Source organism: Bacillus sp. AC266 (assembly GCF_979253805.1).
In genome coordinates, this window is the sequence record NZ_CEEDEC010000001.1 from 852216 (window position 1) to 877803 (window position 25588).

Consider the following 25588-nt stretch of genomic DNA (forward strand, 5'->3'; position numbering starts at 1 on the left):
TATATTGGTATTACAAATAGATTTTTCTTGCTCTATTATCTATCTACCTTAACACGTTTAAAGAAACTCTTCTTCAACATAAAAACTCATTTGCAGATTATTGCAAATGAGTTTTTAATCCCTAACTGACCACTATTTTTTATTCTTCTTAATTTAATTATTTTTCTCAAGACACTCATAAACTGCCATCATTTCTCGCTTATTCAACTCACGAATTCGATTAAATATTAGAATGTCTGCAACATCCTCAGTTCGTAAGCTTTCATCCACAACATCACTAACTTTTCCGGTTAACCATGTTTGCACATCTATTCCATCAACGATTTCTTTAAGCCCTTCATCATTAATACCACTTGCATTACAAGTTATACATGGAATTGTTAATTTAAACACGCCATCATGTAGATTATCTTCGGTTATAACTTTCTTACCGTTACAGAATGGACACTGGTTGCTTTTTTTAATTTTATTAATTTGGGTAACTAATTTTTTGTAACCAAATGCTTCGTATACATATGTTAGTTTTTTATATTTACCATTTGTGAAATACTTATCTATAATGGTTTCTCTTGTTTCATAAACATTAGGAAAATCACAAATAGTTACTTGATTGTTGAAGCAAATGGATTCTATATTTCCTTTTATTTCATCCCAGAATGGTAAAACATTTTGTAACACCATTTCATAATTTGAAAAGCTTGCTTGTTCTAATTCAAACATTTTCAGTGCGACTTGTATATTTCTAGGTAATAAAGAAACATCTTCTGTCATAATCATATCGTCACCTACGATAGATTTCAATTTGACGAGTACAGGCAAATCTCCTACAATTTTTAATACTTCGTTAAGCGGCTGATTAATAATTTCACGAATATCTGTATCTCCAAAATTAAGTGGTTTGTGGTGATTTAATAAAGTCCCCTTACAAATTGGACATTTCATCATTTCTTTAGAAGTCTTAATATCTTCTTTAATAGCTGCTTTTGAAATAACAATATACCCGCCAATAATCGTATTAAATCCTACCCATGTTCTACGTGTCTTTCCTTTCTTATCATAAAAGGACTTATCAAAATAGCCGTACCAAAATGTATGTTTTTCTTCCTCAGACATATCATTATAGCTCTTTGACAAATCATGACCAAGCTCATTTTTAATTTCTTCAAATAGAAATTCTATTTTTTCATATTGATAAAATTTTAATACTTTCATGATTTCCGGATCGAATAGACCATCCCAAAATGGAACATTTTTATCTTGAATTGTAATTTCTTTATCAAAAACTTCAATTTGAAGACGTCCGGAACATGATGGGCAATGATTATCCTGAGAATAGAAATCGAAGCTTCTCGTATCTTTATTAGTCGGATGAGCAGCTACAATATGATTGATCAATCCACCAATTTCATATAAGAAACTATATTGACTATACAAATGTCTTTCGAGATCAATAGCAACAACAGGTGCCATTGTATCAGATTCATATTCACCATAAATTAATCGTGCCATTGATGATAAGCTTTTTAAAATACCACCCTTATAAACGTTTTCAGCATTTTTAAAATAGTTAATATGATTTTCTTTTAAATAGTGAACTCCTTCTTTACGCTTAAGCGTTGAAGAAATGTGTACTTGTTCAGCATTATTCACACTTCTTTTTTGACGATAATAATCCTCATGACTTACTACATCAAGATGCTCTATAGATTCAACCTGTCTTTTTCCAAAATCAACAATATAATCAGAACTTTCTAGCATGTAACTGTTATGCTCAATCATTATGATAGAGACTGATTCATCTTGTAATATCCCTCTAACACTATCTATAAATTGATTTAAAATATTTTGCGATAAACCTTTTGAAGGCTCATCAAAAATAAACAATGTATGTGGATTTCTTGTTTTTGCAAATAACTCAGAAACTAAATGAACACATTGAAACTCACCCGTTGATAATGTTTGTGTTTTTCGTTCTAATGTTAAATAGCCCAGTCCTAATTTGATTAGTAGGCTCAAGCGTTTATACGCAATATCTTCGTTTGGAATTTCATCAATAATATCCTCAATTGAGCGCTCAAAAATATCATCAATTTCTTCACTATACTTTGTCAGTTTCTTTTTAATATCTAAGAAAGTTGCTACAGTTGATCGACTTGTAATCGATTGGTTTCGATCTTGCCCTACCATAACTAGTTTATCTTTTGGATATCGTTTCAAGAAATCTGTAGCTAAACACTCATTGACAAGTGTAGATTTCCCGCATCCAGACTCTCCTGTAACAGTTACAAGTCTATTTTTAGGAATCTGAAACTCAGTCATTTGGATATTTCGGCAATATAATTCATGGAATGTATAATATTCTGTTGGCATTTTGTAATTTCGTTCCGATAGTATTGGCTTTGGCCTTGGTGATTCTTTCACGATTTGTCCACCATATTTTCCGCTACCAGGTCCGAAGAACAATTGCTCATCTGTTGTATCCAGTACTGTATCTGAATGATCAATGAGCCAGATTTGATTTTTACACCCTAATTGCTTGATCTCTTCTAATATTTGTAACAATGTTTCATTATCAAGCCCCACGGAAATCTCATCAATAATAATTACAGCATTTTCACTTACTGCCATGAATTCAGCTAAGTAAAGTCGTGTTAATTCTCCACCTGACAACGTACCCATAATTCGATTTAATGTTAAATAACCAATGTTCATATTGATAATATTTTGCAGTATATGTTGTTTTGCTTCACTAATATTTAATTCTTCTGCTAGTGAAAGAATAGATTCAACACTTAAATCGTTAATATCCGAAATTGTATGTGATTCAGCAAATAACTCAATAGTACGTTGTTCAACTTCTTCACTATAACGTTTCCCCTTACATTTTTTACACTCAATATTTTTAGTTGTACCACGCCCTTTACAGCCAGCACACCAACCTAATTGATTATTAAATGAAAAGACTTCAGGAGAAAGATTAAATTCTTCCGCTAATTTTTCACGAATCTCTTTAAAAACACCTGTATGAGTACCAATCGTCGAACGCGGATTGGAAGAAATTGATGATTTCCCTAAAAAAAGTACTAAAGGCATTTCTTCCATTTTAATTGCACTAAAATTAGTTTCCATAATATTAGGAAATAAATATTGATATTCAGCCTTTGGCAATAAGGAAACTAGACGCTTCTTTGATTCTTCACCAATTGTTTGACAAAGAGTTGTTTTTCCAGATCCAGATAAACCAGCAATACCAAGTGATTTATTAAACGGAATAACAGTATCTAGTTTATTTATGTTATTAGCAATTAATTGATTTACTTTCATATTAACCTCTATTCTTATTGTTTTTAAAAATCATTTTTATAAGATAATAATTACATAATAAATACCATGAATTTAATCCCTAATCTTTCAACTCATCAACCTTAACCTTATAATTATCAAACCAATACTCCCACTCATCTTTTGAAAACACCTTCTCTTCTCCTTCTAAAACGGAAGAAAAAAGATCTAAACAAATATGCCAACCAGCTATATCTTTTGGTGTATGATCAGTTAATTCATGAATGTATTCTTTAAGTAGTAAAAGAGCACCATTTTTCTCTTTATGTATTTCAAATCGGACACGATCTTTATCCCATGTGAATTCAAGTACTGAATTTAGTTGGCACTCTAAAATATCAATATTTAAAAATGAACCATCCATCATGTCGAACTTTATAATTCCACCTGTTTTAAGGTTTTCAATCTGTAAATTAGACATCCATTTTTTAAGCTTGCTGTTTTCAGTTAAAACAGACCAAACTTCCTCTATTGTATTGGGAAATTGGCGTTCAAATTTTATAATATAGCCATCAATTTGTTTCTCTATTTCAGCCAACATATTTATTTCCTCCTACTCTTGTACAGAATGTATGTTCCTGTTTTATTTTACACGAATTTATGTATAAAAGAAATCTCTATGGCAATGAAATATTAATTTAATGTGTGAATGGTATCTTGAACATTGATTGATTTATTATATATTCTCTCCATGTGTTTATTACAATAGGCGTACCTCAACATTTCCGCAAAAAAATTCAACATGAGAAAACGTTGATTTATTTACTTTATATGATATTTCCATTAAATATTTAAAAGCAATTTCCTTTAAGATAAATGGTGTTAATAAGAGCTAATATAGTATTCAAATCAAGTTATGTAATGTTCAAAATCACTTATTATGTATGTCTAATTCCTTGCTAAACGTAGGTTTACAAAGCAAATAAAAAAAGCCGCATTTGCGACTCATGAACTGATAGAACTAACACCTATTTTAGGTGAATGACTTACCTTTTAATCGCGTCAACAATTAGCGATGGAAAACCAAGTTTATCGCCTCTATTTCTAGAATCATACCTTTTCGGACGGAAAATAACGCCGTCATTCGCATCCCATTCTGTGTAATAAAATTGACCATTTTCATCACAATATTCAAGTAAAACTACCTCAAATCCAGCAATTTCAAACATTTTCGTTAATGTTTTATAATTATGTACGATTTTATGGCTTGCAGCTGGGTGGTCTTTCGGGCCAGGGCCGCCTATTTGAACCATATTTTGGTAGGTTTCATCTCGGAAAAATGCATCAGGCACTCCGCACCGAATATGACCTGATGGCTTTAAAAATTTATAGCAAATTTCAGCTGCTTTTACACCTTCTTCAAAAGTAAGATGTTCCCATACATGCTCTGCTAAAATAGCTGAAATGGAATTGTATTCAAATCTTTCTTCCCAAGTGGTATTGTCTAGTAAATTAAGTTCATCTTCTTGCGTTTGAACCCAACCTGGATTATTATTAAATACTCCAGCTCCGACTACTACTTTAATTTCGTCTTGCTTAATTGCCATCACTTTCACCTCATAAATCTTTTAATGTATTAATATATTCTATGTTTACTATACATTTTCCTTTTTCAACTAAAGTGCCAGTTAGCTCAATAAGATAGGTAACAAAACTTCTGTTGTTTTTACTTATCCTCCCACATACAGCAAAAACGTTTATAGTGCAAAATAAAGAGCGAAAAGAATAATTCCCTCCGCTTTTTATAGCAATAAATACATTTCATATTGTGCTAAAGAATTCTTTTCAAATCCAGATTTCTTTAAAAACCCTTCCAGTAAATTGTTGTTTGGGAACCCAATTGATAAACTTGATAACTTTAATTCTTCACTTGCTACCTGTAATAATTTCGTCCCAACACCAATATTTCTATAATCTTTGTCTATGAAAATAAAACTAATTTTTCCTTGTTCATTTACACATACAGAACCTTTTATATCACTATCAACATATGCACCGTAAAATGTATGATTTGTTTTTTCGATATAATCAATATCATTTTGCCAATTTATATGGAAGCTTAGCCATTTCTGAATTTCAACTTTAAATGTTGGAAATTCTAATTGTTTTACTTCAATATTTTTATTACCTTTATTCATTATTTTAGTTAAATCATTTAAATTATAATAAGAAAGATCATATACTTTTTCATAACCTAATTTGTTATAAAAATGAATCGCCCGATCGTTTCCTACAATAACTTCAAGAAAAAGCTGCTTACATTTATTTTGTGTCGCTTCTTCTTTATGTAACTCAAATAACTTTTGACTTACACCAATGCCTCGAAATTCTGGATGAACAGCTAATGTTCCGCAGCGCATTGTTTTTATACTTTCATATACCTTAATACCACCAAGTATTACACCAACAGATTTGTCACCGTCTAAAGCAAGAAAGGAGTGTTCTAGCGAATTCCCTTCTGGCCCAAAAAATCTTTTTATAAAATCTTCTTTTGAAACTTCAAGTTTAATGATGTAATCTGAAAATCCATCCTTAAAAGCTTTATACACTAAATCTATACTTACTTCACTACATCTTTTGTATTGAATCATATAAGTATAATCCCCCACTTTGACTTGTTATAAACTGCATTCAAATACATGAAATGAATTACCTTCACCATATCCATCTTTTATTTCATGAACAACAATTTGACTAAACCCATTAGTAATAAGTATATTTTCAAATTCTTTTAAATCATATAGTCTTATAGGAAAATCCATAATCTCAGTTTCTTTTATTTTCTCATCATGAATGATTTCATATTTCAGTATAATATTTAGAAGTTTTTCCGCCTTATCATATGAAACTTTTCTATACTCAACAATTAATTCATTGTTAATTTCTTTTCTATTTGTCTCTATCCAATCTAAAATTTGTTCTGTCTCACTTCCACCTTGTACAATTGTCAGAAGTAATTTGCCATTTTCCTTTAAGTTGTTTTTCATATTTTGAAGACTATTGTCTACTAAATTATTTGGTAAAAGTGAAAATGAACCGATAGGAATCATAATAAGATCGTATTTTTTATCACTATGATATTCTTCTATTCTTCCTTGTGACACAACCGGTTTTAAGTTTAATTTTTCTGCTTTATCTTTACAAACTTTAAGCATATCTTTCGAAATATCGAACCCTTCTATATTCACACCATTTTGCATAAAGGGAATTAACATTCTACCATTTCCGCACATTGGTTCTAACACATGTATATTTTTATCTTTTACAAAAGAAAGATAAAAATCCAATTCTTTTCCGGCTGCAATTGATTTATCACTTTCATATATCTTTGTACAAAGTTCTCCATAATACATATGCAATTATAATTCACCTCTTAATTTGAAATGAGTGGACATTTTCCTACATATGTCTCACTATTTACTTGTTTTATAACAAACGGTGCAATATCCCCATTTTGAATTTTGATTCCTGGCATATCTACTAAACTCTCTTTAATATCACCAGTACCATTTCCTTCTATAACAAAGGGTAATCTAACAATTGTCCAATCTACTTCACTACTTTGTATAATTTGCAATTCTTTATATTTATCCTGCATCATCTTTGGAAGAAATAATTGAAACAAATTAGCCCCTATTTTATTTGTAATTCCCTTCTGATCCCCTTTTACATTTAAGGATCCTCCAGAAATAAGAATATAGCGCTTCATTTCATATTCCTTCATTACTTTTAAAATATGTTCCGTAACTGTACTAAAAATATAAGATTCATTTTTCGGCTGACCTACCGCATTAATCACAGCTTTACACCCTTGAAGTAATTCCTGTATGGCTGACAAATCACGGGCATCCCCACTGATAGGCTCTATATTTTTATTGGTTATCGTCATATTTTTAGAATTTCTCGTTAATATTCGTACTTGATAGCCCTTTTCTAACGCTTGATTTACTAGAAATTTTCCGACTTTTCCATTCGCACCAAGAATTGCTATTTTATTTGTATTTTCCATTATTAGAACCCTCTTACTATCCATTATTTACTACAGCAATCTCATAAACACGTAAAAAAGTAATTAAATGCTCACACGCTCGTTCACATGCTAACATTTTAAAAACCTTTTGTTCTTCTTTCGTTTTGTCATTCGCTTGATCTGAGGCAGCTTTTAAACATAGAAATGGTTTGTTATTTACACGACATACATAAGAAAATGCTGCCACTTCTTGATCAACGGCTAAAGCACCGTATACAGTATGAAGTAAATACCTCATTTCTGAACTTCGAATACGTTGATCTCCAGATAGAAATGTACCAAAATGGACCGGGTCATACGAACGCAATTTCTTCATTCGTTTTACGAGTGATTTAGTTGTTTCAATAGGTGCTGTTCTACCATCATATAGATTAAAACTATCTTCTCCTGAACCAGCCGCTGTAACATCATGCTGTAAAGTATTAAGAGCTACAACGATGTGTCCATTTTTCACCTTATCTGATAAACTCCCGCAAATCCCTGTCATAAATAACTGGTCTGGCTGAAATTCACTTATTAATAGTTGTACACAACTAGCACAACTTACTTTACCGACACCAGTTACAACTGAAATAACTTCTAATTCATTAATAGAATGAAAATGAAATTCCCAAGCTGCTATTTTTTCTACACGCTCACTTGGATAATGTTGATGCAAATACGTAAGCTCTGGTTCCCATGCAGATACAATTGCGATCCTTTTCATTACACACTTCACTTCCTCCTATTTTCATGTAAATAAGTCATCTATACTCTCTCGTTCATATTCTGGTATCCACTGTTTATACTTCTCATATAAATCCCGTATCTTTTCTTTATTCTTCGCAATTACTTCACATCCTCTATCACCATAAATAAACATGATAATATCCTTTGTTACATTTATAAAAAATACATCTGGATATGAAATTTCTTTTTTTCGCCCTAGACGTGGACGTAGGTCAGGGAAATCTTCATGATTAACAGCTTCAATAAGCGGTTCATATTTAATATCTTCTGCAAAACATTGTAAAGAAAATTGATATGTACAATATAAGTCAGCTTCTTCATCTTCAAATAGAAAAGGGAATGTTTCTTGTCTTATATGAAACTTTAAATCCCTCTTTTTAATAAACCTATTGTATACATTTATTTTCTGCGCATTTTTTATATTTTCCTGTTTAAATCGATAAACATTTGTGACTAAAAAGACGGTATCTTCTTTAGAAAATATATCTTTAAATAGACTTTTATTATACCTATATAGTTGTGTGAAATATTCCATATTATACGTGTTACCATCTTCTTTGAATTGATATTTATCTTTCCCAAAATCAAAATGAAGATGATTTTCCCACTGAAAGTATATGGACGGTACTAATGTAACTCCTGGGAATCTTTGATTCATATATTCTTTTAATTGCATTTTTATACCCTTTCTACTCTACAATTTCTTTTAAATACCAATATGCTTCTTCTAACCACGGGTGTATGACTTTTAATGTATCTTTTCTTTCCCACAAATATGAAATATATACAAAAGCAGCATGTTCTAAAGAGTTTCCTAAAGCTTTTTTTACATTTATTAAATATGACGGTGTCCCTATTTGATCCCATTCTAATTTATCAGCAATAAATAATACTAAATCCATCTTCGTTGCATGTTTATGCAACGTAGTGTGGCAACAGATAGCATTTAAAACTTCTTTATCTTCTACTTTAAATACCTCTTTTGCAATTACTCTCGATAATTTTTGATGAATAATCATTGGAAATTCTCGTTCTTCTTGTAATATTTCTATGCCAAATTCTTCAGCAACTGCAATCCGCTCCTCGTTCGGAAAGATTGCACTAATATCATGTAAACATCCTGCAATCGCTGCTTTTTCTTCATCTTCATAAAATATTCCCGCAATTTTTCTTGCCTCATTTGCCACACGAATTGAATGTTTATATGTAAATTCTTTATTATATTTTAATAGAAAAGCTTTAATATCATTTTCTATTTTTCCAGTTGGAGTAAATGAATATATATCATTATATAACATAGCAAGTCCCCCTTATAACTATCTTTCAGTATAATGTGGAGTTTAAATATCCTTCTTATTTTATATTCGTTATGAATGTTTTAATTCCTTTTTAATACGATACATGAAATTTTATGTAGAAACATTACTACAAAATACATAAATGTTTGATATTATAGTAATGTTGATTAATTGTAAGGAAAGGAACTAACTATAAAATGAATAAAAACATATTAATTATTGATGATGATAAAGATATTGTAGAATTACTGGCTGTTTATTTACGAAATGAAGGCTATAACATTTATAAAGCTTATGATGGTGATGAAGCATTACAAATGATATGTACATATGAAGTTGACCTTATGCTTTTAGATATTATGATGCCAAAACGAAACGGATTGGAAGTTTGTCAAGAAGTGCGTGAAAATAATACTGTACCTATCCTTATGCTTAGTGCAAAGGCTGAAGATATGGATAAAATTTTAGGACTTATGACCGGCGCAGATGATTATATGATTAAACCGTTTAATCCACTAGAATTAGTGGCTAGAGTGAAAGCTTTATTACGAAGATCCTCTTTCCAAAATGCTACTTCCCAAAAGAATGAAGATGGTATTATTCGTATTCGTTCTGTTGAAATACATAAACATAATCATACTGTTAAAGTAAATGGAGAATATATTAAACTCACCTCTATCGAATTTGATATTTTATATTTACTAGCGAGTAATACTGGAAGAGTATTTAGCTCTGAAGAGATATTCGAACGAGTTTGGAATGAAGACGGTTATGGTTCTAATAAAACGGTAATGGTCCATATTAGTAATTTACGCGATAAACTTGAAACCGTAATGAATGGTGAAAAACTAATTCATACGGTTTGGGGAGTAGGATATAAAATTGAGAAATGAAGCATTTGATATATTAAAAGATATACCAAAGTGGAAGCTTATTTTTTGGCTTTTATTAGCTATCACTCTTACACCAATTACCGAATTAATTATATTTCGCCTCGTAACGAGTGTAATTGAGAGTTCACTTACTCTAAGCGAACTAGGAAAAGAATTCATTAGAATTTTTGGCCATGAAAAATATATTGGATTAAAAGAGTCTTTATGGGTGATGATTGTATCTTATTTGTTTTTATTTTCTATTTTCTCATCCTATTTATACATTTTTTATCGTCATGAAAGAAAGGTTTACTATGAAACTTGTATAAAAAAAATGATTGAAGAGATTCGGTATATTGCAAGTGGAAACTTTAATCATAAAGTTTCCATCGTACACCATAATTATTTAGAAGAACTGGCAACTGGGGTCAATCAAATTATTGAGCAATTAAAAGTATCAATTGATGAAGAAAGACAGGCAGAACAAGCAAAAAGCGAACTTATTACAAATGTATCACATGATTTACGAACCCCTCTTACATCTATAGTTGGATACGTAAATTTAATCCATCATGATAATTATAGAGATGAAGTAGAATTACGATACTATATTCAAGTCATTTACGATAAAGTAACCCGTCTTAATGCATTAATGAATGACTTGTTTGAATATACACGTGTTCAAAATAAAGAGTTAAGTTTATATTCTGCTCCCATTGATATTGTAGAATTGCTTGGACAATTAACTGTCCAATTTCGGATACAGCTTCAAGAAGCTAATATTGAATGTCGCCCTTCTTTCCCATCTCAAAAGCTAATGGTACTAGCTGATGGGGATAAATTAGTACGTGTGTTTGAAAATCTAATCATAAACGCTATTACTTATGGAAATGATGGAGATCATATTGATATTACCGCTTACGAAAGCAATAACATGATTACAATTGATATAACAAATTACGGACAACCTATCCCTAGTACTGATTTACCTCATATTTTTGAACGTTTTTATCGTGTTGAAAAATCACGTTCAACAAACACTGGTGGATCTGGGCTCGGATTAGCAATTGCAAAAAGTATTGTTGAATTGCATAAAGGAACAATTGAAGTATATAGCGATGATAAAAAAACAACTTTCACTGTAAAATTACTCCCTTATAAAGCTTAATACCACATATTTATAGGTTCAATTTTTTATCATATAAGAAATTGAACCTTTTATATTCCATTAATATCCAAAATTTAATAATCCTTTATAATTCTTTAGAAATTCTTTACCTTTTCTTTCTTCCTAATTAAGCATTCCTTTTTACAATAATATTATTGATGTAATATTAGGAGGATCGCTAATGCAATTCTTGAAAAAAATAACAGTTTTATTATTATCTTTTCTTATTACTGCACTTATCGTTTTATATTTTTATCTTTATGTAAATGGTCCAATTATTCAAGCTAAATCAGCTATTTTAATAGATACTAATTCTGGTGAGATTGTTTATAAAAAAAATGAAGAAACTCCTATACAATCAGCTACTTTATCTAAATTAATGACAGAGTATATCGCACTGGAACAACTGAATGAAGGGAAAATACAGTTAGATGAATTAGTAAAAATAAGTAACGAAGTTTTCCGAGCAGAAACGAGTCCTATACAAGTAACTTCGAAAGATAAAACGACGGTTCGTGATTTACTTCATGCATTGTTTTTGACAGGGAATAATCGTTCCGCACTTGCCCTTGCAGAACACATTGCTGGAAACGAAGATAACTTTACACTTTTAATGAATGACAAAGCAAAACAACTAAAGTTATCACAACCATCCCCGTTTCTAAATGCTACTGGAATTAATAACGATACGAATAAACAATCAACTACAACATCGATAGACGTCGCTAAACTAGCAACACAATTAGTAAAAGACTTTCCAGATGTATTGAATGTTACGAAACTAACCTCTTACCAATTTACCTTCAAAGATTCAAAAGTTTTCAATACAAATAAAATGATATATTCCCTTAATAAAAACATTAAACTCCAAGGTGTTGACGGCTTACAAACTAGTTTTTCAACTAATGGTAATTATAGTTTTGTCAGTACAGCCACACGAGGAGATACTAGACTTATTTCAGTAATATTAGACGCCGGTGATGAAAACAGTACTTTTATTGAAACAAAAAAGTTACTTCAGTACGGTTTTGATCCTTCCTCGTACTCTGCACTCCAAGCTTTTAAAGATGCTGTTACATCTTGGACAATATTGTTTCAGTTTAAAAATTTAATCATACAAACGATTATGATCTTTTTCATCATTACAATCTTAATGTTTTTATATATACGTCAAAAAAAAGCCGAGGATTTTAACTAAAAATTCTCTTTAATATAAAAACCGACTTGCAATACAAATGCAAGTCGGCCTCTAAATTTATAATCCCCTTCCAATTAAATTTGCTGAAACAGGCTGAAGATTTAGTTCTCTCGCCCATATAGATAGCTGGCCAATGTGATGAATTTCATGCACAATTACATGTCGTAACACTTCTCCGTATGTATATATTTTGTCTGTCCACGAAGCTTTTAATATCTTATATTCTAGGTCACCAGACCATATTTGCAAAAACTCTTCTAATTCTCGTCGATATGAATCAGATAGCGCTTTCACTTTTTTGATTGATTGATAATCTTTAAACTGTGGTTCGTTATCCTCTTTTTCTTGAAGCGCACTAATCCAGCTATACTCAACATCTACAATATGGAAAAGTGTTTCTAAAATACTCCCAACACCTCCAACACGTTTGCGAAGCAATTCTTCCTTTGTAAGTTGTTCACACCATTTAAACCAATCATCTCTTACTTGCCAATTGTAATAAAATAGCGTTTTCAAATTGAAGCACCCCACTTTTTTATATAGCCATAAATGTTCCATTCGTATATGATTCATTTTTCAATCAACTTTACAAAATCACATTTCTTCTACTGAATTTCTCTACTATTTGCACAACTATTTCATTTACACATAAAGATCCATCCAAAACGATATCTGAATTCGGCTTTACTGTATTAATCGCCTCTAAATAAGCTTTTCTCGCATGTGTTATATAGTGTTTTAGATCATTATGTATTTCACTAATTTTATCTTCTGTAAAGTCACGCAAAATCCTCCTAGCCATCGCAATATCTAAAGGGGTGTCAATAAATATAGTTATATCTATTAATTCCCGCATTTCACTATTTAAGTAAGCAAAGGGATAATCTACTATAATATAGTCTAAATTACTATTTTGTAGTAGATGCTGAATATCTGCAATTAATGGTGTTAGTACCCATTCATCGTAATTAGCTCCATCATCAATCCATTTGCAAATATCAACCGGACAGTTATCAAATTTATATCTATCAAAATATAGAGCCTTTGATTTTTTCAACTCATGAGCTAAACTTTCTGTAATGGTAGTTTTACCGCCCCCTGAAACAGCTGCAATTGAAATTATTTTTGTTTTTTTATTCACGATTCCCACCAAACCCCTTTTGTTAACATAATATAATTATAAAACACTATTTTTTATTGTTCCATTCATATTCTAACATACTCATTTCCCATAAATTCCAATACGTTTCTCCTACTTTTTTTGACTCTCTTAATAAACCTTCTTTTACAAAACCTATTCTTTCGTAACAAGAAATAGCTGACTTATTAAAGTCATAAACACCAAGAGTTACTCTATGTAGTTTTAATTCTTCAAAAGCAATACGAAGTACGGCTTTCATCATATGTTTCCCTATAGAACGCCCTCTCATTTTCGTATTACCAACTAGCACTTTTCCAATTCTAGCAGACTTATTTATATTATCTATTTGTCCAAGAGAAATATGACCAATAACTGCTTTAGTCTCTTCATCTATTATTTTGAATGCCAGTGTGTTTGCACTTTCTGTATATTTCTCTAATTGCTGTTCATTTAAAGGATATGTAAATGCATTTCCCGACCATTGTATTAAAAATTCTTCGGAATTAATCCAATTTATTAATTGTTTGAAATCAGATCTTTTAAAGGGTACTAATTTAATCACTCTCATTCTCCTTTCGTACATCACTCTTTATAGCCTCAAACCTATTTCTATATAAAGAATATATTCTCCTTTTATACGAAATTAAAATAAAGCCATTCATAAGAATGGCTTTACAAAAAACGGCATAATTATGCTGTTTTCCTATGTCAACAAAAGTTCAATCGCTTCAATTTTACAAACAGAAATAATTACCGTAACTACCCCAGCACTATTAGCAAGCTTTACAACATCGCAAGTTACTGAAGAAACAGTTCCTGCATAATTATTTCCTACTGTAGTAATTCGCACGGCTCTGTTTACTAATTTTTTAAGCTCATCTCTAATTCCTTGTACACAGCAACAATCGCATTTTTTATTTTGTTCTTCTTGTTCTTTTTTACATTCTTCGAAAGCATCCCAACAATCATCCTGTTTACATGTACACTTCTTTTTACAATTATTAAATCGAGAACCCAAAACCTCACCCCCTAATCCTTTCTATTAGTAAAGTATGTCCACAGGCTTAAAAGTGTAAGAGACAAACACATAGAAAGGAAAAAACAAACAATTGTATTAGACATTCTTTTCTTTATTAACTATAAAAACAGGCCTCTAACAATTAGAAGCTTGTTTAATGAGGGGAATTAGATTTAATTCTGCTGAATTTAAAGTTTAGACAACCTCTTATAAGTCAGCTCCTTTAAGAGTCCCCAGCTTTTCCTATTACTTCACATATACCATATACATAGGCTTTGTTTGCATTAATATAGTACCTTTGCTGTTTTGAAATATACATTCAGAAAAGCGTACTCCAAAATAAGATATTATTTAAAATCTTAACGTTTCCTTCAACAGGTGTTTGTTGATTAATATCATAACCAGTAGTTCTCTCAACTATCTCTTGAAAATCAGCATAGTTTGTATGAATTCTATATCTAGTAGAAAGCACTCTATCATATAAAGGTAAAATAATAGGTTAATAAACAAGCCATTCTTTTACTAAAACATAGAATAGTATGAATCCTATTGAAGGGAGGTATAAAAGAATGTCCTGGAAAAATGATTGCTGGAGTTCTAAGAAAAGGCATTGTTGTGATGACTGGTGGAAATCTAAAGAAAAGAATCATTGTGATGATGATTGGAGTTCTAAGGAAAAGCATTGTGATGATGATTGGTGGAAATCTAAAGAAAAGAATCATTGTGATGATGATTGGAGTTCTAAACGAAATAAGTGTCGTTGTAAATGTTTCTTTATTTGTTGTCATTGTAAAAGAAAAAATTGGTAATATTTTCGATATCGACTTAAAAGAGAGAACATGTCTTTTGTGACCGATAAACACTAGAATGTAATATACAAAAAGCCAAGGCGCCAATGATAGCGAGCGCTATACGTGTAGATAGTACCCTTAATTCAAAGTCTGTTTTCTTGGAGGGTTCAGGATATGCAATTATGTAGATTCCCTTTAATAATGCAAGCCATGCAATAACCGTTAGGAACCCCTGCCAGTTGAATACCCATACATTATGTAGGATTACACTACCTAACCCTAGGAAAATCGATAGAAAACCATACATAATACCAAATCCTCTGTCTTCAACCACTAATTTTTTCAATTCACGTAGTACCGATGGACGTACGAAAAGTATTCCCGATACGATAACCGTTATCCATCCCCAAAACAATCCTAAAAAAGTACTAGTTTCCATTATTAGTTCACTCCCCTCAATTATTTATATTTCAGATATTCCCCCCTTTAGAACAATTCCAACATCTTTATATATAGGCTAAATTCTGCTCTTTTTTAATACAATCATGGCATATTCTATGCCCATCCTTAATCACCTCATTTCTCTACAAAATGAAATTTTTATATCATTCTCCATCATCATCTATCCGAATCAACCGAAGTCGCTTTGTACTATTACCGTACACTTTTTCATAGCTTGGAGCTAATATGCACCAAAGCCAATATAATGATTGATTCGCCTTTTCACTAACCTCTAAAATTGTCCCCTCTGTAATAAAATGATCACCTTGATACAATGTATACTCGCTTGTCCCATGGAATCATCATTATTCCCCTCCCTATTAAAATAGCGTTTTGTTTCAAATAATGCTCTCATTAATTTGGACGCATTTACCAGTATATTTACCAAAAAATTCATGATATCGTTAACTAGTCGAGTACGTCATTACTTGACGATTACCCTTAGGAGCCCCCGCAGACAATCGGGGTTCCTTTTATTTAAATAAGGATTTTGTTTAAATAAGGATTTTGTTTAAACTTTACAAAACTCACCTATATTAAACTATCTTCTAAAATTCCCATTGAACATTTATAATACTTTTAAACGGTTTAAATTCTACAATCAGTAATGGAGGCATTTTAATGGGAAACATCCCAAAAATATCATCACAACAATCAAATCCTAAGATACCCTCACAGCAAGTGAACGCTAACACCAAACAAGGTAATAATAAAAAAACAAGACGCCGTATTATAACTACTTTAGCTTTTATATTACCTATAATTTTTGTCCTTCAATATTCTCTTAATAACCAGCAAGAAATGATTAAAGAGAAACAAATCACGGTTAATACGGAGCAACAAAAATTATCTTCTTTAAAGAAGGATGGTCATACCCTTAAAAATGATGTTAAGGCTTTAACAGGTAGTGAAGAAGAAATTTTAAAATTCGCAAGGAAACTGTATGGATTTTCTAAACCGAATGAAACTATATTTCAAATAACTGAATAAAATTACACTGCATTATCCAAAAGGCGATATGAAGATAATCGCCTTTTTATATTTAATTTCTAAAGTAATCATACTAATCTCTCTTTCTATCAAATAACTATTTTGTTTAATTTATTAAAATACAACCGCTTGTCCATTTCACTTTGCTCTATCATTACATTTACTATTAGTAATACGATTTTTAGAGGTGATATATAATGGACGAGTTTTTATCTTTTGCTGCACTTAATCCGGGTTCTATTGGGCCTACACTTCCACCTGTTCCACCCTTTCAATTCCCTTCCGGTCCTACTGGTTCTACTGGATCAACCGGACCAACTGGACCAACTGGACCAACTGGACCAACCGGACCAACCGGACCAACTGGACCAACTGGACCAACCGGACCAACCGGATTTAATCTTCCTGCTGGGCCTGCATCTATTACTTTGACTTCTAACGAAACCACAGCATGTGTATCCACTCAAGGAAATAATACTTTATTTTTTTCGGGTCAAGTATTAGTAAACGGTAGTCCTACTCCAGGAGTAGTGGTCAGTTTTTCATTTAGTAACCCTTCTCTTGCTTTCATGGTTCCTCTTGCGGTCATTACCAATGCTTCAGGTAACTTTACCGCTGTATTTCTAGCCGCTAATGGGCCTGGAACAGTAACCGTTACTGCTTCACTTCTTGATTCTCCTGGAACAATGGCTAGCGTCACTATTACCATTGTGAATTGTCCGTAACGGTTTTATTTTTAAGGACTAAGCAATATCTAATAAGATGAGCACTGATTTACAGTGCTCTTTTTTATCATTGGGATGTTCCTTTCAAATGAAATTTCGTAACACCCTACTAAAATAACGCTTTTATTAAGAACTAATGATCTTTATATTTCTTAAGCTTGTCAGCACAAGTAATTTTTATAATTAGTTAAATTCTCAATATAGTTTGTGTATATAATTCCATTCAAAGATACATAATACCCACGTAACTATTTAAAAATACTTTGTTTTTATATCTAAGTTCAAAAAGGAGCTACATAACATGGATAAAAAAGATTTATTAAGTCAACAACTTGATTCTGTGTCATTAGATGCGCTGAATACCCCTAGTAAGGCCCAAGAACAACTGCAAGAAACCTCTCAGGAGGCACATAATTCAAACAAAAAGGACAGTACTCAAGCTTTACATGGCGAAGATTTACCAATTTCAGATGTATATAGAACAACGAACAAACAGTAAATTTAAAAGGGAAAAAATCTTAAGAACGAGTGAACTTAATTCTTTTCCCTTTTCCTATTTAAATAACACTTTTATATGAAACCCGTACACATTTTTGACACATCCACTATCACAATCTCCTGAAAATTCGTGATAATATTAATTTGTCGGATACGCCAAATTTCGACATTGAACGACAATAATATCTCCCTTATTGAATCCCTGTCCCCCAGGGATTTCTCCTTTTATTCATTACTTTTTTCTTCACTAAATTTTCATTCTTAACAAAATTCAATCACTCCATTGAATAGACAGCTATAGTATCCTATTTTGATAAAAACTAAAAACAAACAGATATACTTAACACTAATAGTAGATTTTTTAACTTCAAATTTACTTTTTCTCTCTTATCTTTTTGTAAACATTAAAAATGAGCTCTATTTACATAGAGCTCATTCGTAATTTTATAGTTTGCTAGACTGTAATCCCTGAATAAACGGAACTACTTCAGGATTTACAAGTGACGATAAATCTCCTAACTCTTTTCCTAAGTAAGCTGCTTTAATAACACGTCGCATTACTTTAGAATTTCGTGTTTTTGGTAAATCTTCTACAACGTGGATGTCTTTTGGACATAAAGCTTTACCAATATGAGAGTTTACTAAACTCATTAATTCTTTCTTTAATTCTCTTGAGAATGTTACACCATCTCGTAATACAACAAAACAATGACAAACTTCTCCTTTTACATCATCCGGTACACCAACTGCCGCTGCTTCTATTACATCATTATGTTTCACAAGAATAGATTCATATTCAGCAGGCCCAATACGTTTCCCTGCAATATTTAGCGTATCGTCTGAACGTCCTGTGATGATGTATTGCTCACCGTCATAAATGACCCAGTCACCATGAACCCACTTATTTTCAAAGCGTGACCAATATGTGTTTACATAACGTTCATCATCTTCCCAGAAACTTTTCGTCATACCTACCCAAGGTTTTTCTAAACATAATTCTCCGACTTCATCTCGAATTGGTTTACCTTGATCATCAAGTACAACCGCTGCCATTCCTGGTAAAGATGCGTTAAAACTAATCGGTGCGATCGGCTTAATTAGGACATTCCCGAAAATCCCACCTGAAATTTCAGTTCCACCTGAATAGTTACAAATTGGTACTTTACCTTTACCAACTGTATTAAATAACCACATCCATGGGTCTGGATTCCAAGGTTCTCCTGTTGATGCGAATACTTCTAAACTCTTTAACGAGTGTTTATTTACATATTCATCACCTTTTGCCATTAATGCACGGATTAACGTTGGTGAAATACCGAGATGAGTAATTTCATATTTATCGACTGTCTCCCATAAGCGGTCTGCTTCTGGAAAGTCTGGGACACCTTCATACATAACCATTGTTGCGCCATTAATTAAAGAGCCGAATAGTAAAAATGGTCCCATCATCCAGCCCATATCAGTTACCCATAATACTCGGTCGCCTTGTTTTATATTCATTCCAAACCCTGCATCAAATGCAGATTTTAGCGGGAAACCAGCATGTGTGTGTACTGTCCCCTTCGGCTTACCAGTCGTTCCAGATGTATATATAAGCATTAATGGATCATCACTGTTCATTTCTTCAGCATGTATAAATGGTTTTTCTTTTTCTAACGTACTCCATGAAAAATCATAATTATGCGGTGTAAAATCATTTCCTGCATGACGAACAATTACCACCTTTTCAACAGTTGGACAATGTTCACAAGCTTTATCTACTTCATCTTTTAATGAAACAATTTTCCCACGGCGTGAAAAGCCATCTGCGGTAATAACCATTTTTGAACCAGCCGCTTGTACACGTGTCATTACTGCATCAGCAGCAAAACCTGAGAATATTGGTGAAATAATCGCTCCAATTTTCATTACCGCTAACATAGCAACAACTGTTTCAGGAATCATTGGCATGTAAATTGTTACACGATCACCTTTTTCAATACCAGCATGTTTCAAACCGTTGGCAACACGGCTTACCCAGCTGTCAAGCTCTTCATATGTAAATGATTTCGAAGTTCCGTTTTCCCCTTCATACATAAGCGCTGCTTGTGTTTTCGTTTTATCGTCTGCAAGCCAGCGAGATAAAGCAGATTCTACAACGTTACAAGTTCCCTCAGTATACCACTGTGCAAACGGTGTACCATTTTCTAAATCTAACACTTCTGTATATGGTTTCATCCACTGATAGCCAACTGCTCTCTCAGCTTCTCCCCAAAACCAAGCTGTTTCTTCAATTGACTTATTATAAAAAGCTTCGTAATCTTCATAGCCTAATGATTTCATCCAACCAAATAAACGCGTTTTTTCTTTATATTCTTCTGCTGGAAACCAAACTGCTTGTTTCAATGTTTTCCCCTCCTTGATTTTTTGAGCAAGAAAGCCCTAAATAGGGCTTTTAAACTGGATATACAGGATGTTTACGATCCGTGAATACTTGATATTTACTCATATACATTTCGAATCGTCCTTTTAGCTCTTCACGTAAATTGTTTGGATGAACAATACCATCAATCACCATCTCAGATGCTAAACGGTAAATATCAATATCTTTCTTATACTCTTCTCGTTTTTCAGCAATAAAGCTTGCACGCTCTTCTTCTGGTAAAGCTGCTATCTTATTTGCATATACAGCATTGACCGCTGCTTCTGGACCCATTACTGCAATAGAAGCTGTTGGTAATGCTAAGCAGCAATCTGGTTCAAACGCTGGACCTGCCATTGCATATAAGCCAGCTCCATATGCTTTTCGAACGACGATAGAAATTTTCGGTACAGTTGCTTCACTCATTGCAGAGATCATTTTTGCACCGTGACGAATAATTCCGGCACGTTCTACTTTTGTACCAATCATAAATCCAGGTACATCTGCAAGGAATAATAATGGAATATGGTATGCATCGCATAAATTTATAAACTTCGCTGCTTTATCAGCTGAATCGTGGAATAATACGCCGCCCTTCATACGCGGCTGATTTGCAATAATGCCAATTGGCTTACCATCAATGCGTGCTAAACCTGTAATTAGTTCTTGAGCAAATAATTTTTTCACTTCAAAGAAAGAACCTTCATCAATAATTCTGTTAATGAGATCTTTCATATTGAAAGGAGCATTTTGATTTTCTGGAATGATTTCTTCTAACGTTTTATCGAACTGTTTCGGTTCTTGAGGTGTAATCAAAGGAGTCTTTTCTAAATAGTTACTTGGAAAATAAGAAATATATTGTCTTGCTTGCGTAATTGCATCTTCTTCTGTTTTACATAAAACATCTCCGCATCCTGATACTGAGCAATGCATACGTGCTCCGCCCATTTCTTCTAAAGTTACCTTCTCACCGATAACCATTTCAGCCATACGCGGAGACCCTAAATACATAGAAGCATTTCCTTCAACCATCATAACAACGTCACAAAATGCTGGAATATACGCACCACCAGCTGCTGAAGGTCCAAATAATAAACAAATTTGTGGCACTTTTCCAGATAATTTCACTTGGTTATAAAAAATTCTTCCCGCACCGCGGCGTCCAGGGAACATTTCAACTTGATCTGTAATACGTGCCCCAGCAGAGTCAACTAAATAAAATAACGGTACACGTAATTTCTCAGCCGTTTCTTGAATACGCAAAATCTTTTCAACTGTACGTGCTCCCCATGATCCAGCCTTAACAGTTGAATCATTTGCCATTACGCACGCAGTGCGACCATGTATTTTACCAGTTGCAGTTACAACGCCGTCAGCTGGTAACCCGGTTTGTTCACAATTTGCAAATAATGCATCTTCCACATATTCACCATTATCGAATAAAAGAGCTAAACGATCTCGAACAAAAAGTTTTCCTTTTGCTTTGTTTTGTTCATGATATTTCGGTGCCCCGCCTTGCTTAATTGTTTCAACTCGTTCTTCAAATGAATTAGATTGTTGTTTTTGATCTAACATACTTACTCCCCCTTATACATTGGTTTGCGTTTTTCCTTGAATGCCTGTAATCCTTCTAATCTATCTTTCGTATGGATTACGCCCTCATACGCCTGTTTTTCCATTTGTAAGCCGGTATGTAAATCTACTTGAATACCATTTGAAATTGCTTCTTTTGCTAATCGAACAGCAATTGGACCATTTTTAGCAATTCGATCTGCAATTTCAATTGCTTTCTCTTCTAGTAAATCAGCTGGTACTACGAATTCTACTAAACCATATTCTTTCGCTTCTTGCGCCGAAATACGTCTTCCTGTATAAATTAATTCTTTTGCTCTACCGACTCCAATTAATCTCGGTAAACGCTGCGTACCACCTGCTCCAGGTATAATTGCAAGAGAAGTTTCAGTAAGACCTAGACTCGCAGTGTCAGAAGCAATTCTAAAATCACAAGCTAAGCTTAATTCAGTACCTCCACCAAGTGCGATTCCATTAATAGCAGCAATAACTGGTTGTGGTAATTGTTCCACCATCTCCATAGTAGAACGAATCATACCCACAGCATGGCGAACTTGTTCTTCACTCATGTTGGCACGCTCTTTTAGATCAGCACCAGCGCAAAATGCTTTTTCGCCATCTCCTGTTAAAATAACAACGCGCGTATTTGATTCTTCGTTTATTTGAGTTAATATAGTTTGTAATTCTTCTAATAATGCCAAAGATAATGAGTTTGCTTGTCTTTCACGATTTAACGAAATCTTTACAACGTGCGGTGTAACATAGTCAACTGAAATGTTTTGTAATTGTAGCATCTTCTCACCTACTTATCGTTTTATGTTGAAGCGCTCTATACACATGACTCGGTAATTGGATATTCAACTTACTTTGAATAAACTGACTAGCTCTCAATAACTTTTCTTCATCAATATTAGTTTGGACTCCCAGCTTATGGAGCATATGCACTAAGTCATCAGTAGCAACATTACCCGATGCTCCTGGTGCATAAGGACATCCTCCGAGTCCACCACAAGAACTATCAAACGTTGTAATACCATATTCTAAAGACTTAACTACATTCGCCAGAGCCATTCCATACGTATTATGAAAATGCATTGCAAACTGCGAAGCATCATACTTCTTTAATAGATGTTCTAATACTTGTTCTACTTGTAATGGATTCGCTACACCAATCGTGTCACCGAGAGAAACTTCATAAATGCCGTATGAAAATAGTTGATTACATATTTCGTCAACTGCTGTGGCACTTATATCCCCTTCATAAGGACATCCAAATACAGTAGAAACATAGCCTCGTACCTTTTTACCTTCGAACGTTGCCTGTTTTGTTATATCTTCAATTACAGCTAATGCTTCTTTAATAGATTTATTAATATTACTTTTATTGTGAGATTCACTTGCTGATAAAAAAACATTCACCTCATCTACATTTTGCAAAAAAGCTCGTTCCAAACCATTTTGATTTGGAACAAGCGCTGCATATGTAACATTTGGATCCCTTTTTAGCTCAGAAAATACATCACTTGCATCTGCTAATGCAGGAACCCATTTAGGGTGAACGAATGAGGAAACTTCAACGTACGACAATCCCGCTTCTGTAAGTAGTTGAATCCATTTTACTTTATCTTTTGTGCCAACAATCTTTTTTTCATTCTGTAAGCCATCACGTGGCCCGACTTCTTTAATGACAGCAAAATTAGGTAGTTTCAATTCGCTTCCCCCTATATCTCCCTATTCAATTTCTAGTAATACATCTCCTTCATTTACAAAATCGCCTTCTTGTACGTTAATTTTCATAACAGTTCCGGCTTCTTCTGAAACGATTGGAATTTCCATTTTCATAGATTCCAAAATGACGACATCCTGCTCTTCCTCTACTGTATCTCCTACTCCTACAACAATCTTCCAAACATTTCCTGCCATCGATGCATATACTTTCGTCATCATTTTTTCCCCCTTAATATTCATAAATCTTACTTTTTAACAAGTTGTTTCGTTACAAAACCCGTTGTATAAATACCACTTTTGAACACATCGTCTCCGAGTACTTGCAGTAACATTGGTGTGTTTGTTTTAATACCTTCTACTTTTAACTCTTCTAGAGCAATTTTTAATTTTGAAATCGCTTCTTCACGAGTTTCACCATGTGCGATTACTTTCGCAATCATTGGATCATAGAAAGGTGTAATCGTTACTTGATTCTCCAAAAAGTGATCAATACGTATATTTGTCGGTAACGTTAAATCTGTAATTTTCCCAGGTGATGGGAAGAATGTTTTCGGATCTTCTGCGTAAATACGAGCCTCAATGGCATGACCACTACGTTTTACATCATCCTGTGTAAATGATAGCTTCTCACCATATGCGATAAGTAATTGTTGTTCAACTAAGTCTAACCCAGTAATTTCTTCTGTAACTGGATGTTCTACTTGTAATCTCGTATTCATTTCTAAGAAATAAAAGTTCTTTTGATCATCTACAAGAAACTCAACTGTACCTGCATTTGTATAACCAAGTGCTTTAGCAGCTTGTACAGCAACTTCTCCCATAGCCTTTCGTGTACCCTCATCTAAAAATGGTGAAGGTGCTTCTTCAATTACTTTTTGATTTCGGCGCTGCACTGAACATTCGCGTTCCCATAAATACACTGTATTACCATGTGTATCTGCTAAAAGCTGAATTTCAATATGATGTGCATCTGCTATATAGCGCTCTAAATACATTTCTCCGTTACCAAAGAAATTTTGCGCTCTTGTTTTATTACTTTCAAATGCTTTGGTGAGCGTTTGCTCAGTTTCCATCAACTGCATTCCAATGCCTCCGCCGCCCGCGGATGCCTTAAGCATTAATGGATAACCAATTTGTTTCGCAATTTCAATTGCTTCTTCAGCAGTTTCAATATTTGTAGTAATGCCTGGAACTACTGGCACATCTGCTGCTTGCATCGCTATACGTGACTCAATTTTACTTCCCATCTTAGTAATGATTTCTTCTGAAGGACCGATAAATACGATTCCTTCTTCTTTACAGCGAATCGGAAAAGATGGATTCTCTGATAATAATCCGTACCCCGGATGGATTGCTTCAGCATGTGTCTTCTTAGCTATTTCAATAATTTTTTCAAGGTTTAAATAGCTTTCTTGGACACGCGGACCGCCTACTAAGTAAGCTTCATTTGCCAATTTTACATGAAGGGCATTTTCATCAGCCTCAGAATAAATAGCAACGGTACGAATGCCAAGTTTTTGACAAGTTTTCATAATGCGAACTGCGATTTCCCCGCGATTAGCAATTAATATTTTTTGAAACATAGT

General features: G+C 33.1%; 28 protein-coding genes and 1 pseudogene. 7 read left to right on the forward strand and 22 right to left on the reverse strand.

All coding sequences use genetic code 11. The annotated features are described in order from the left end of the window. Positions 1-153: 153 nt before the first annotated feature. From AC0IXC_RS04400 to yqeK, 9 genes are all read right to left on the reverse strand, one after another. Complete coding sequence (locus tag AC0IXC_RS04400) at positions 154-3324, reverse strand: ATP-binding cassette domain-containing protein (protein WP_471652634.1); 3171 nt, start codon at positions 3322-3324, stop codon at positions 154-156. Between the two features lie 79 nt (positions 3325-3403). Then, positions 3404-3883, reverse strand: coding sequence for an SRPBCC family protein (locus AC0IXC_RS04405; RefSeq protein WP_078177077.1), 480 nt, complete (start codon positions 3881-3883; stop codon positions 3404-3406). Positions 3884-4328: 445 nt separating this feature from the next. Next, positions 4329-4892, reverse strand: coding sequence for a class I SAM-dependent methyltransferase (locus AC0IXC_RS04410; protein ID WP_471652635.1), 564 nt, complete (start codon positions 4890-4892; stop codon positions 4329-4331). A gap of 192 nt (positions 4893-5084) precedes the next feature. Beyond that, positions 5085-5933 carry a GNAT family N-acetyltransferase gene (locus tag AC0IXC_RS04415; protein WP_078177076.1) on the reverse strand — a complete coding sequence of 283 codons (849 nt, stop codon included), beginning with the start codon at positions 5931-5933 and terminating at the stop codon, positions 5085-5087. Between the two features lie 27 nt (positions 5934-5960). Next, on the reverse strand, positions 5961-6701 hold the full coding sequence (locus AC0IXC_RS04420; RefSeq protein ID WP_471652636.1) for a class I SAM-dependent methyltransferase: 741 nt from the start codon (positions 6699-6701) through the stop codon (positions 5961-5963). Positions 6702-6715: 14 nt separating this feature from the next. After that, positions 6716-7351, reverse strand: coding sequence for an SDR family oxidoreductase (locus AC0IXC_RS04425; protein ID WP_193654417.1), 636 nt, complete (start codon positions 7349-7351; stop codon positions 6716-6718). 16 nt (positions 7352-7367) lie between these two features. Then, positions 7368-8078 carry a 5'-methylthioadenosine/S-adenosylhomocysteine nucleosidase gene (gene mtnN / locus AC0IXC_RS04430; RefSeq protein WP_193654418.1) on the reverse strand — a complete coding sequence of 237 codons (711 nt, stop codon included), beginning with the start codon at positions 8076-8078 and terminating at the stop codon, positions 7368-7370. Between the two features lie 24 nt (positions 8079-8102). Then, positions 8103-8777, reverse strand: a complete 675-nt coding sequence (locus AC0IXC_RS04435) for a DUF3885 domain-containing protein (RefSeq protein ID WP_471652637.1) — start codon at positions 8775-8777, stop codon at positions 8103-8105. Between the two features lie 13 nt (positions 8778-8790). After that, on the reverse strand, positions 8791-9399 hold the full coding sequence (yqeK, locus tag AC0IXC_RS04440; protein ID WP_471652638.1) for a bis(5'-nucleosyl)-tetraphosphatase (symmetrical) YqeK: 609 nt from the start codon (positions 9397-9399) through the stop codon (positions 8791-8793). A 197-nt stretch (positions 9400-9596) separates the two neighbouring features. Between yqeK and AC0IXC_RS04445 the strand changes: the two genes are divergently transcribed. The 3 genes from AC0IXC_RS04445 (at position 9597) to AC0IXC_RS04455 (ending at position 12637) form a co-directional block, all read left to right on the forward strand. Then, complete coding sequence (locus tag AC0IXC_RS04445; protein ID WP_002016575.1) at positions 9597-10292, forward strand: response regulator transcription factor; 696 nt, start codon at positions 9597-9599, stop codon at positions 10290-10292. Further along, on the forward strand, positions 10282-11439 hold the full coding sequence (locus AC0IXC_RS04450) for a sensor histidine kinase (protein WP_471652639.1): 1158 nt from the start codon (positions 10282-10284) through the stop codon (positions 11437-11439). Before AC0IXC_RS04445 ends, AC0IXC_RS04450 begins: the two co-directional genes overlap by 11 nt. Before the next feature lie 181 nt (positions 11440-11620). Beyond that, positions 11621-12637, forward strand: coding sequence for a D-alanyl-D-alanine carboxypeptidase family protein (locus AC0IXC_RS04455; RefSeq protein ID WP_002141854.1), 1017 nt, complete (start codon positions 11621-11623; stop codon positions 12635-12637). Between the two features lie 57 nt (positions 12638-12694). On the opposite strand, the gene AC0IXC_RS04460 is transcribed toward AC0IXC_RS04455, so the two are convergent. The 4 genes from AC0IXC_RS04460 to exsK form a co-directional block, all read right to left on the reverse strand. Beyond that, the gene (locus tag AC0IXC_RS04460; RefSeq protein ID WP_033728072.1) at positions 12695-13153 is read right to left on the reverse strand and encodes a DinB family protein; all 459 of its coding nucleotides are present in this window, start codon (positions 13151-13153) and stop codon (positions 12695-12697) included. 70 nt (positions 13154-13223) lie between these two features. Beyond that, entirely contained in the window at positions 13224-13778 is a 555-nt protein-coding gene (locus AC0IXC_RS04465) for a nucleoside/nucleotide kinase family protein (RefSeq protein WP_471652640.1), read from the reverse strand. A gap of 46 nt (positions 13779-13824) precedes the next feature. Continuing rightward, complete coding sequence (locus tag AC0IXC_RS04470; protein ID WP_088039415.1) at positions 13825-14346, reverse strand: GNAT family N-acetyltransferase; 522 nt, start codon at positions 14344-14346, stop codon at positions 13825-13827. Positions 14347-14481: 135 nt separating this feature from the next. After that, positions 14482-14796 (reverse strand): exosporium protein ExsK, encoded by a 315-nt coding sequence (exsK, locus tag AC0IXC_RS04475; RefSeq protein WP_000535565.1) that lies wholly within the window; start codon positions 14794-14796, stop codon positions 14482-14484. Between the two features lie 549 nt (positions 14797-15345). Between exsK and AC0IXC_RS04480 the strand changes: the two genes are divergently transcribed. Continuing rightward, the gene (locus AC0IXC_RS04480; RefSeq protein ID WP_471652641.1) at positions 15346-15648 is read left to right on the forward strand and encodes a hypothetical protein; all 303 of its coding nucleotides are present in this window, start codon (positions 15346-15348) and stop codon (positions 15646-15648) included. Here AC0IXC_RS04480 and AC0IXC_RS04485 read toward each other — a convergent pair. Next, a complete protein-coding gene (locus AC0IXC_RS04485; RefSeq protein WP_471652642.1) occupies positions 15622-16026 on the reverse strand; it encodes a hypothetical protein in 405 nt (134 codons plus the stop codon). The genes AC0IXC_RS04480 and AC0IXC_RS04485 overlap by 27 nt on opposite strands. 166 nt (positions 16027-16192) lie before the next feature. Further along, positions 16193-16363: a hypothetical protein gene (locus AC0IXC_RS04490; protein ID WP_471652643.1), complete on the reverse strand. Its 171-nt coding sequence runs from the start codon at positions 16361-16363 to the stop codon at positions 16193-16195. A 346-nt stretch (positions 16364-16709) separates the two neighbouring features. Here AC0IXC_RS04490 and AC0IXC_RS04495 point away from each other — a divergent pair, with 346 nt between their 5' ends. Together AC0IXC_RS04495 and AC0IXC_RS04500 are read left to right on the forward strand one after the other, a co-directional pair. Beyond that, the gene (locus tag AC0IXC_RS04495) at positions 16710-17078 is read left to right on the forward strand and encodes an FtsB family cell division protein (RefSeq protein ID WP_002141846.1); all 369 of its coding nucleotides are present in this window, start codon (positions 16710-16712) and stop codon (positions 17076-17078) included. Between the two features lie 197 nt (positions 17079-17275). Then, positions 17276-17332, forward strand: a pseudogene (locus AC0IXC_RS04500) (exosporium leader peptide-containing protein); the annotation flags it as partial. Positions 17333-17571: 239 nt separating this feature from the next. On the opposite strand, the gene AC0IXC_RS04505 reads toward AC0IXC_RS04500, so the two are convergent. After that, a complete protein-coding gene (locus AC0IXC_RS04505; RefSeq protein ID WP_002085442.1) occupies positions 17572-17787 on the reverse strand; it encodes a hypothetical protein in 216 nt (71 codons plus the stop codon). Positions 17788-18104: 317 nt separating this feature from the next. Here AC0IXC_RS04505 and AC0IXC_RS04510 point away from each other — a divergent pair, with 317 nt between their 5' ends. Continuing rightward, positions 18105-18302, forward strand: a complete 198-nt coding sequence (locus tag AC0IXC_RS04510; RefSeq protein WP_002189672.1) for a hypothetical protein — start codon at positions 18105-18107, stop codon at positions 18300-18302. A 443-nt stretch (positions 18303-18745) separates the two neighbouring features. On the opposite strand, the gene AC0IXC_RS04515 is transcribed toward AC0IXC_RS04510, so the two are convergent. From AC0IXC_RS04515 to AC0IXC_RS04540, 6 genes are read right to left on the reverse strand one after another with little or no spacing between them, the layout of a single operon-like run. Further along, complete coding sequence (locus AC0IXC_RS04515) at positions 18746-20686, reverse strand: AMP-binding protein (protein WP_002189670.1); 1941 nt, start codon at positions 20684-20686, stop codon at positions 18746-18748. Between the two features lie 49 nt (positions 20687-20735). Beyond that, entirely contained in the window at positions 20736-22277 is a 1542-nt protein-coding gene (locus AC0IXC_RS04520; RefSeq protein ID WP_002017014.1) for an acyl-CoA carboxylase subunit beta, read from the reverse strand. 2 nt (positions 22278-22279) lie between these two features. Continuing rightward, a complete protein-coding gene (locus tag AC0IXC_RS04525) occupies positions 22280-23068 on the reverse strand; it encodes an enoyl-CoA hydratase (RefSeq protein ID WP_002017012.1) in 789 nt (262 codons plus the stop codon). 4 nt (positions 23069-23072) lie between these two features. Continuing rightward, positions 23073-23984: a hydroxymethylglutaryl-CoA lyase gene (gene mvaB, locus AC0IXC_RS04530; protein WP_002017011.1), complete on the reverse strand. Its 912-nt coding sequence runs from the start codon at positions 23982-23984 to the stop codon at positions 23073-23075. A gap of 21 nt (positions 23985-24005) precedes the next feature. Beyond that, positions 24006-24221, reverse strand: a complete 216-nt coding sequence (locus tag AC0IXC_RS04535) for an acetyl-CoA carboxylase biotin carboxyl carrier protein subunit (RefSeq protein ID WP_001985297.1) — start codon at positions 24219-24221, stop codon at positions 24006-24008. Between the two features lie 26 nt (positions 24222-24247). Beyond that, positions 24248-25585, reverse strand: coding sequence for an acetyl-CoA carboxylase biotin carboxylase subunit (locus AC0IXC_RS04540; RefSeq protein WP_016101963.1), 1338 nt, complete (start codon positions 25583-25585; stop codon positions 24248-24250). Between the last annotated feature and the right edge of the window lie 3 nt (positions 25586-25588).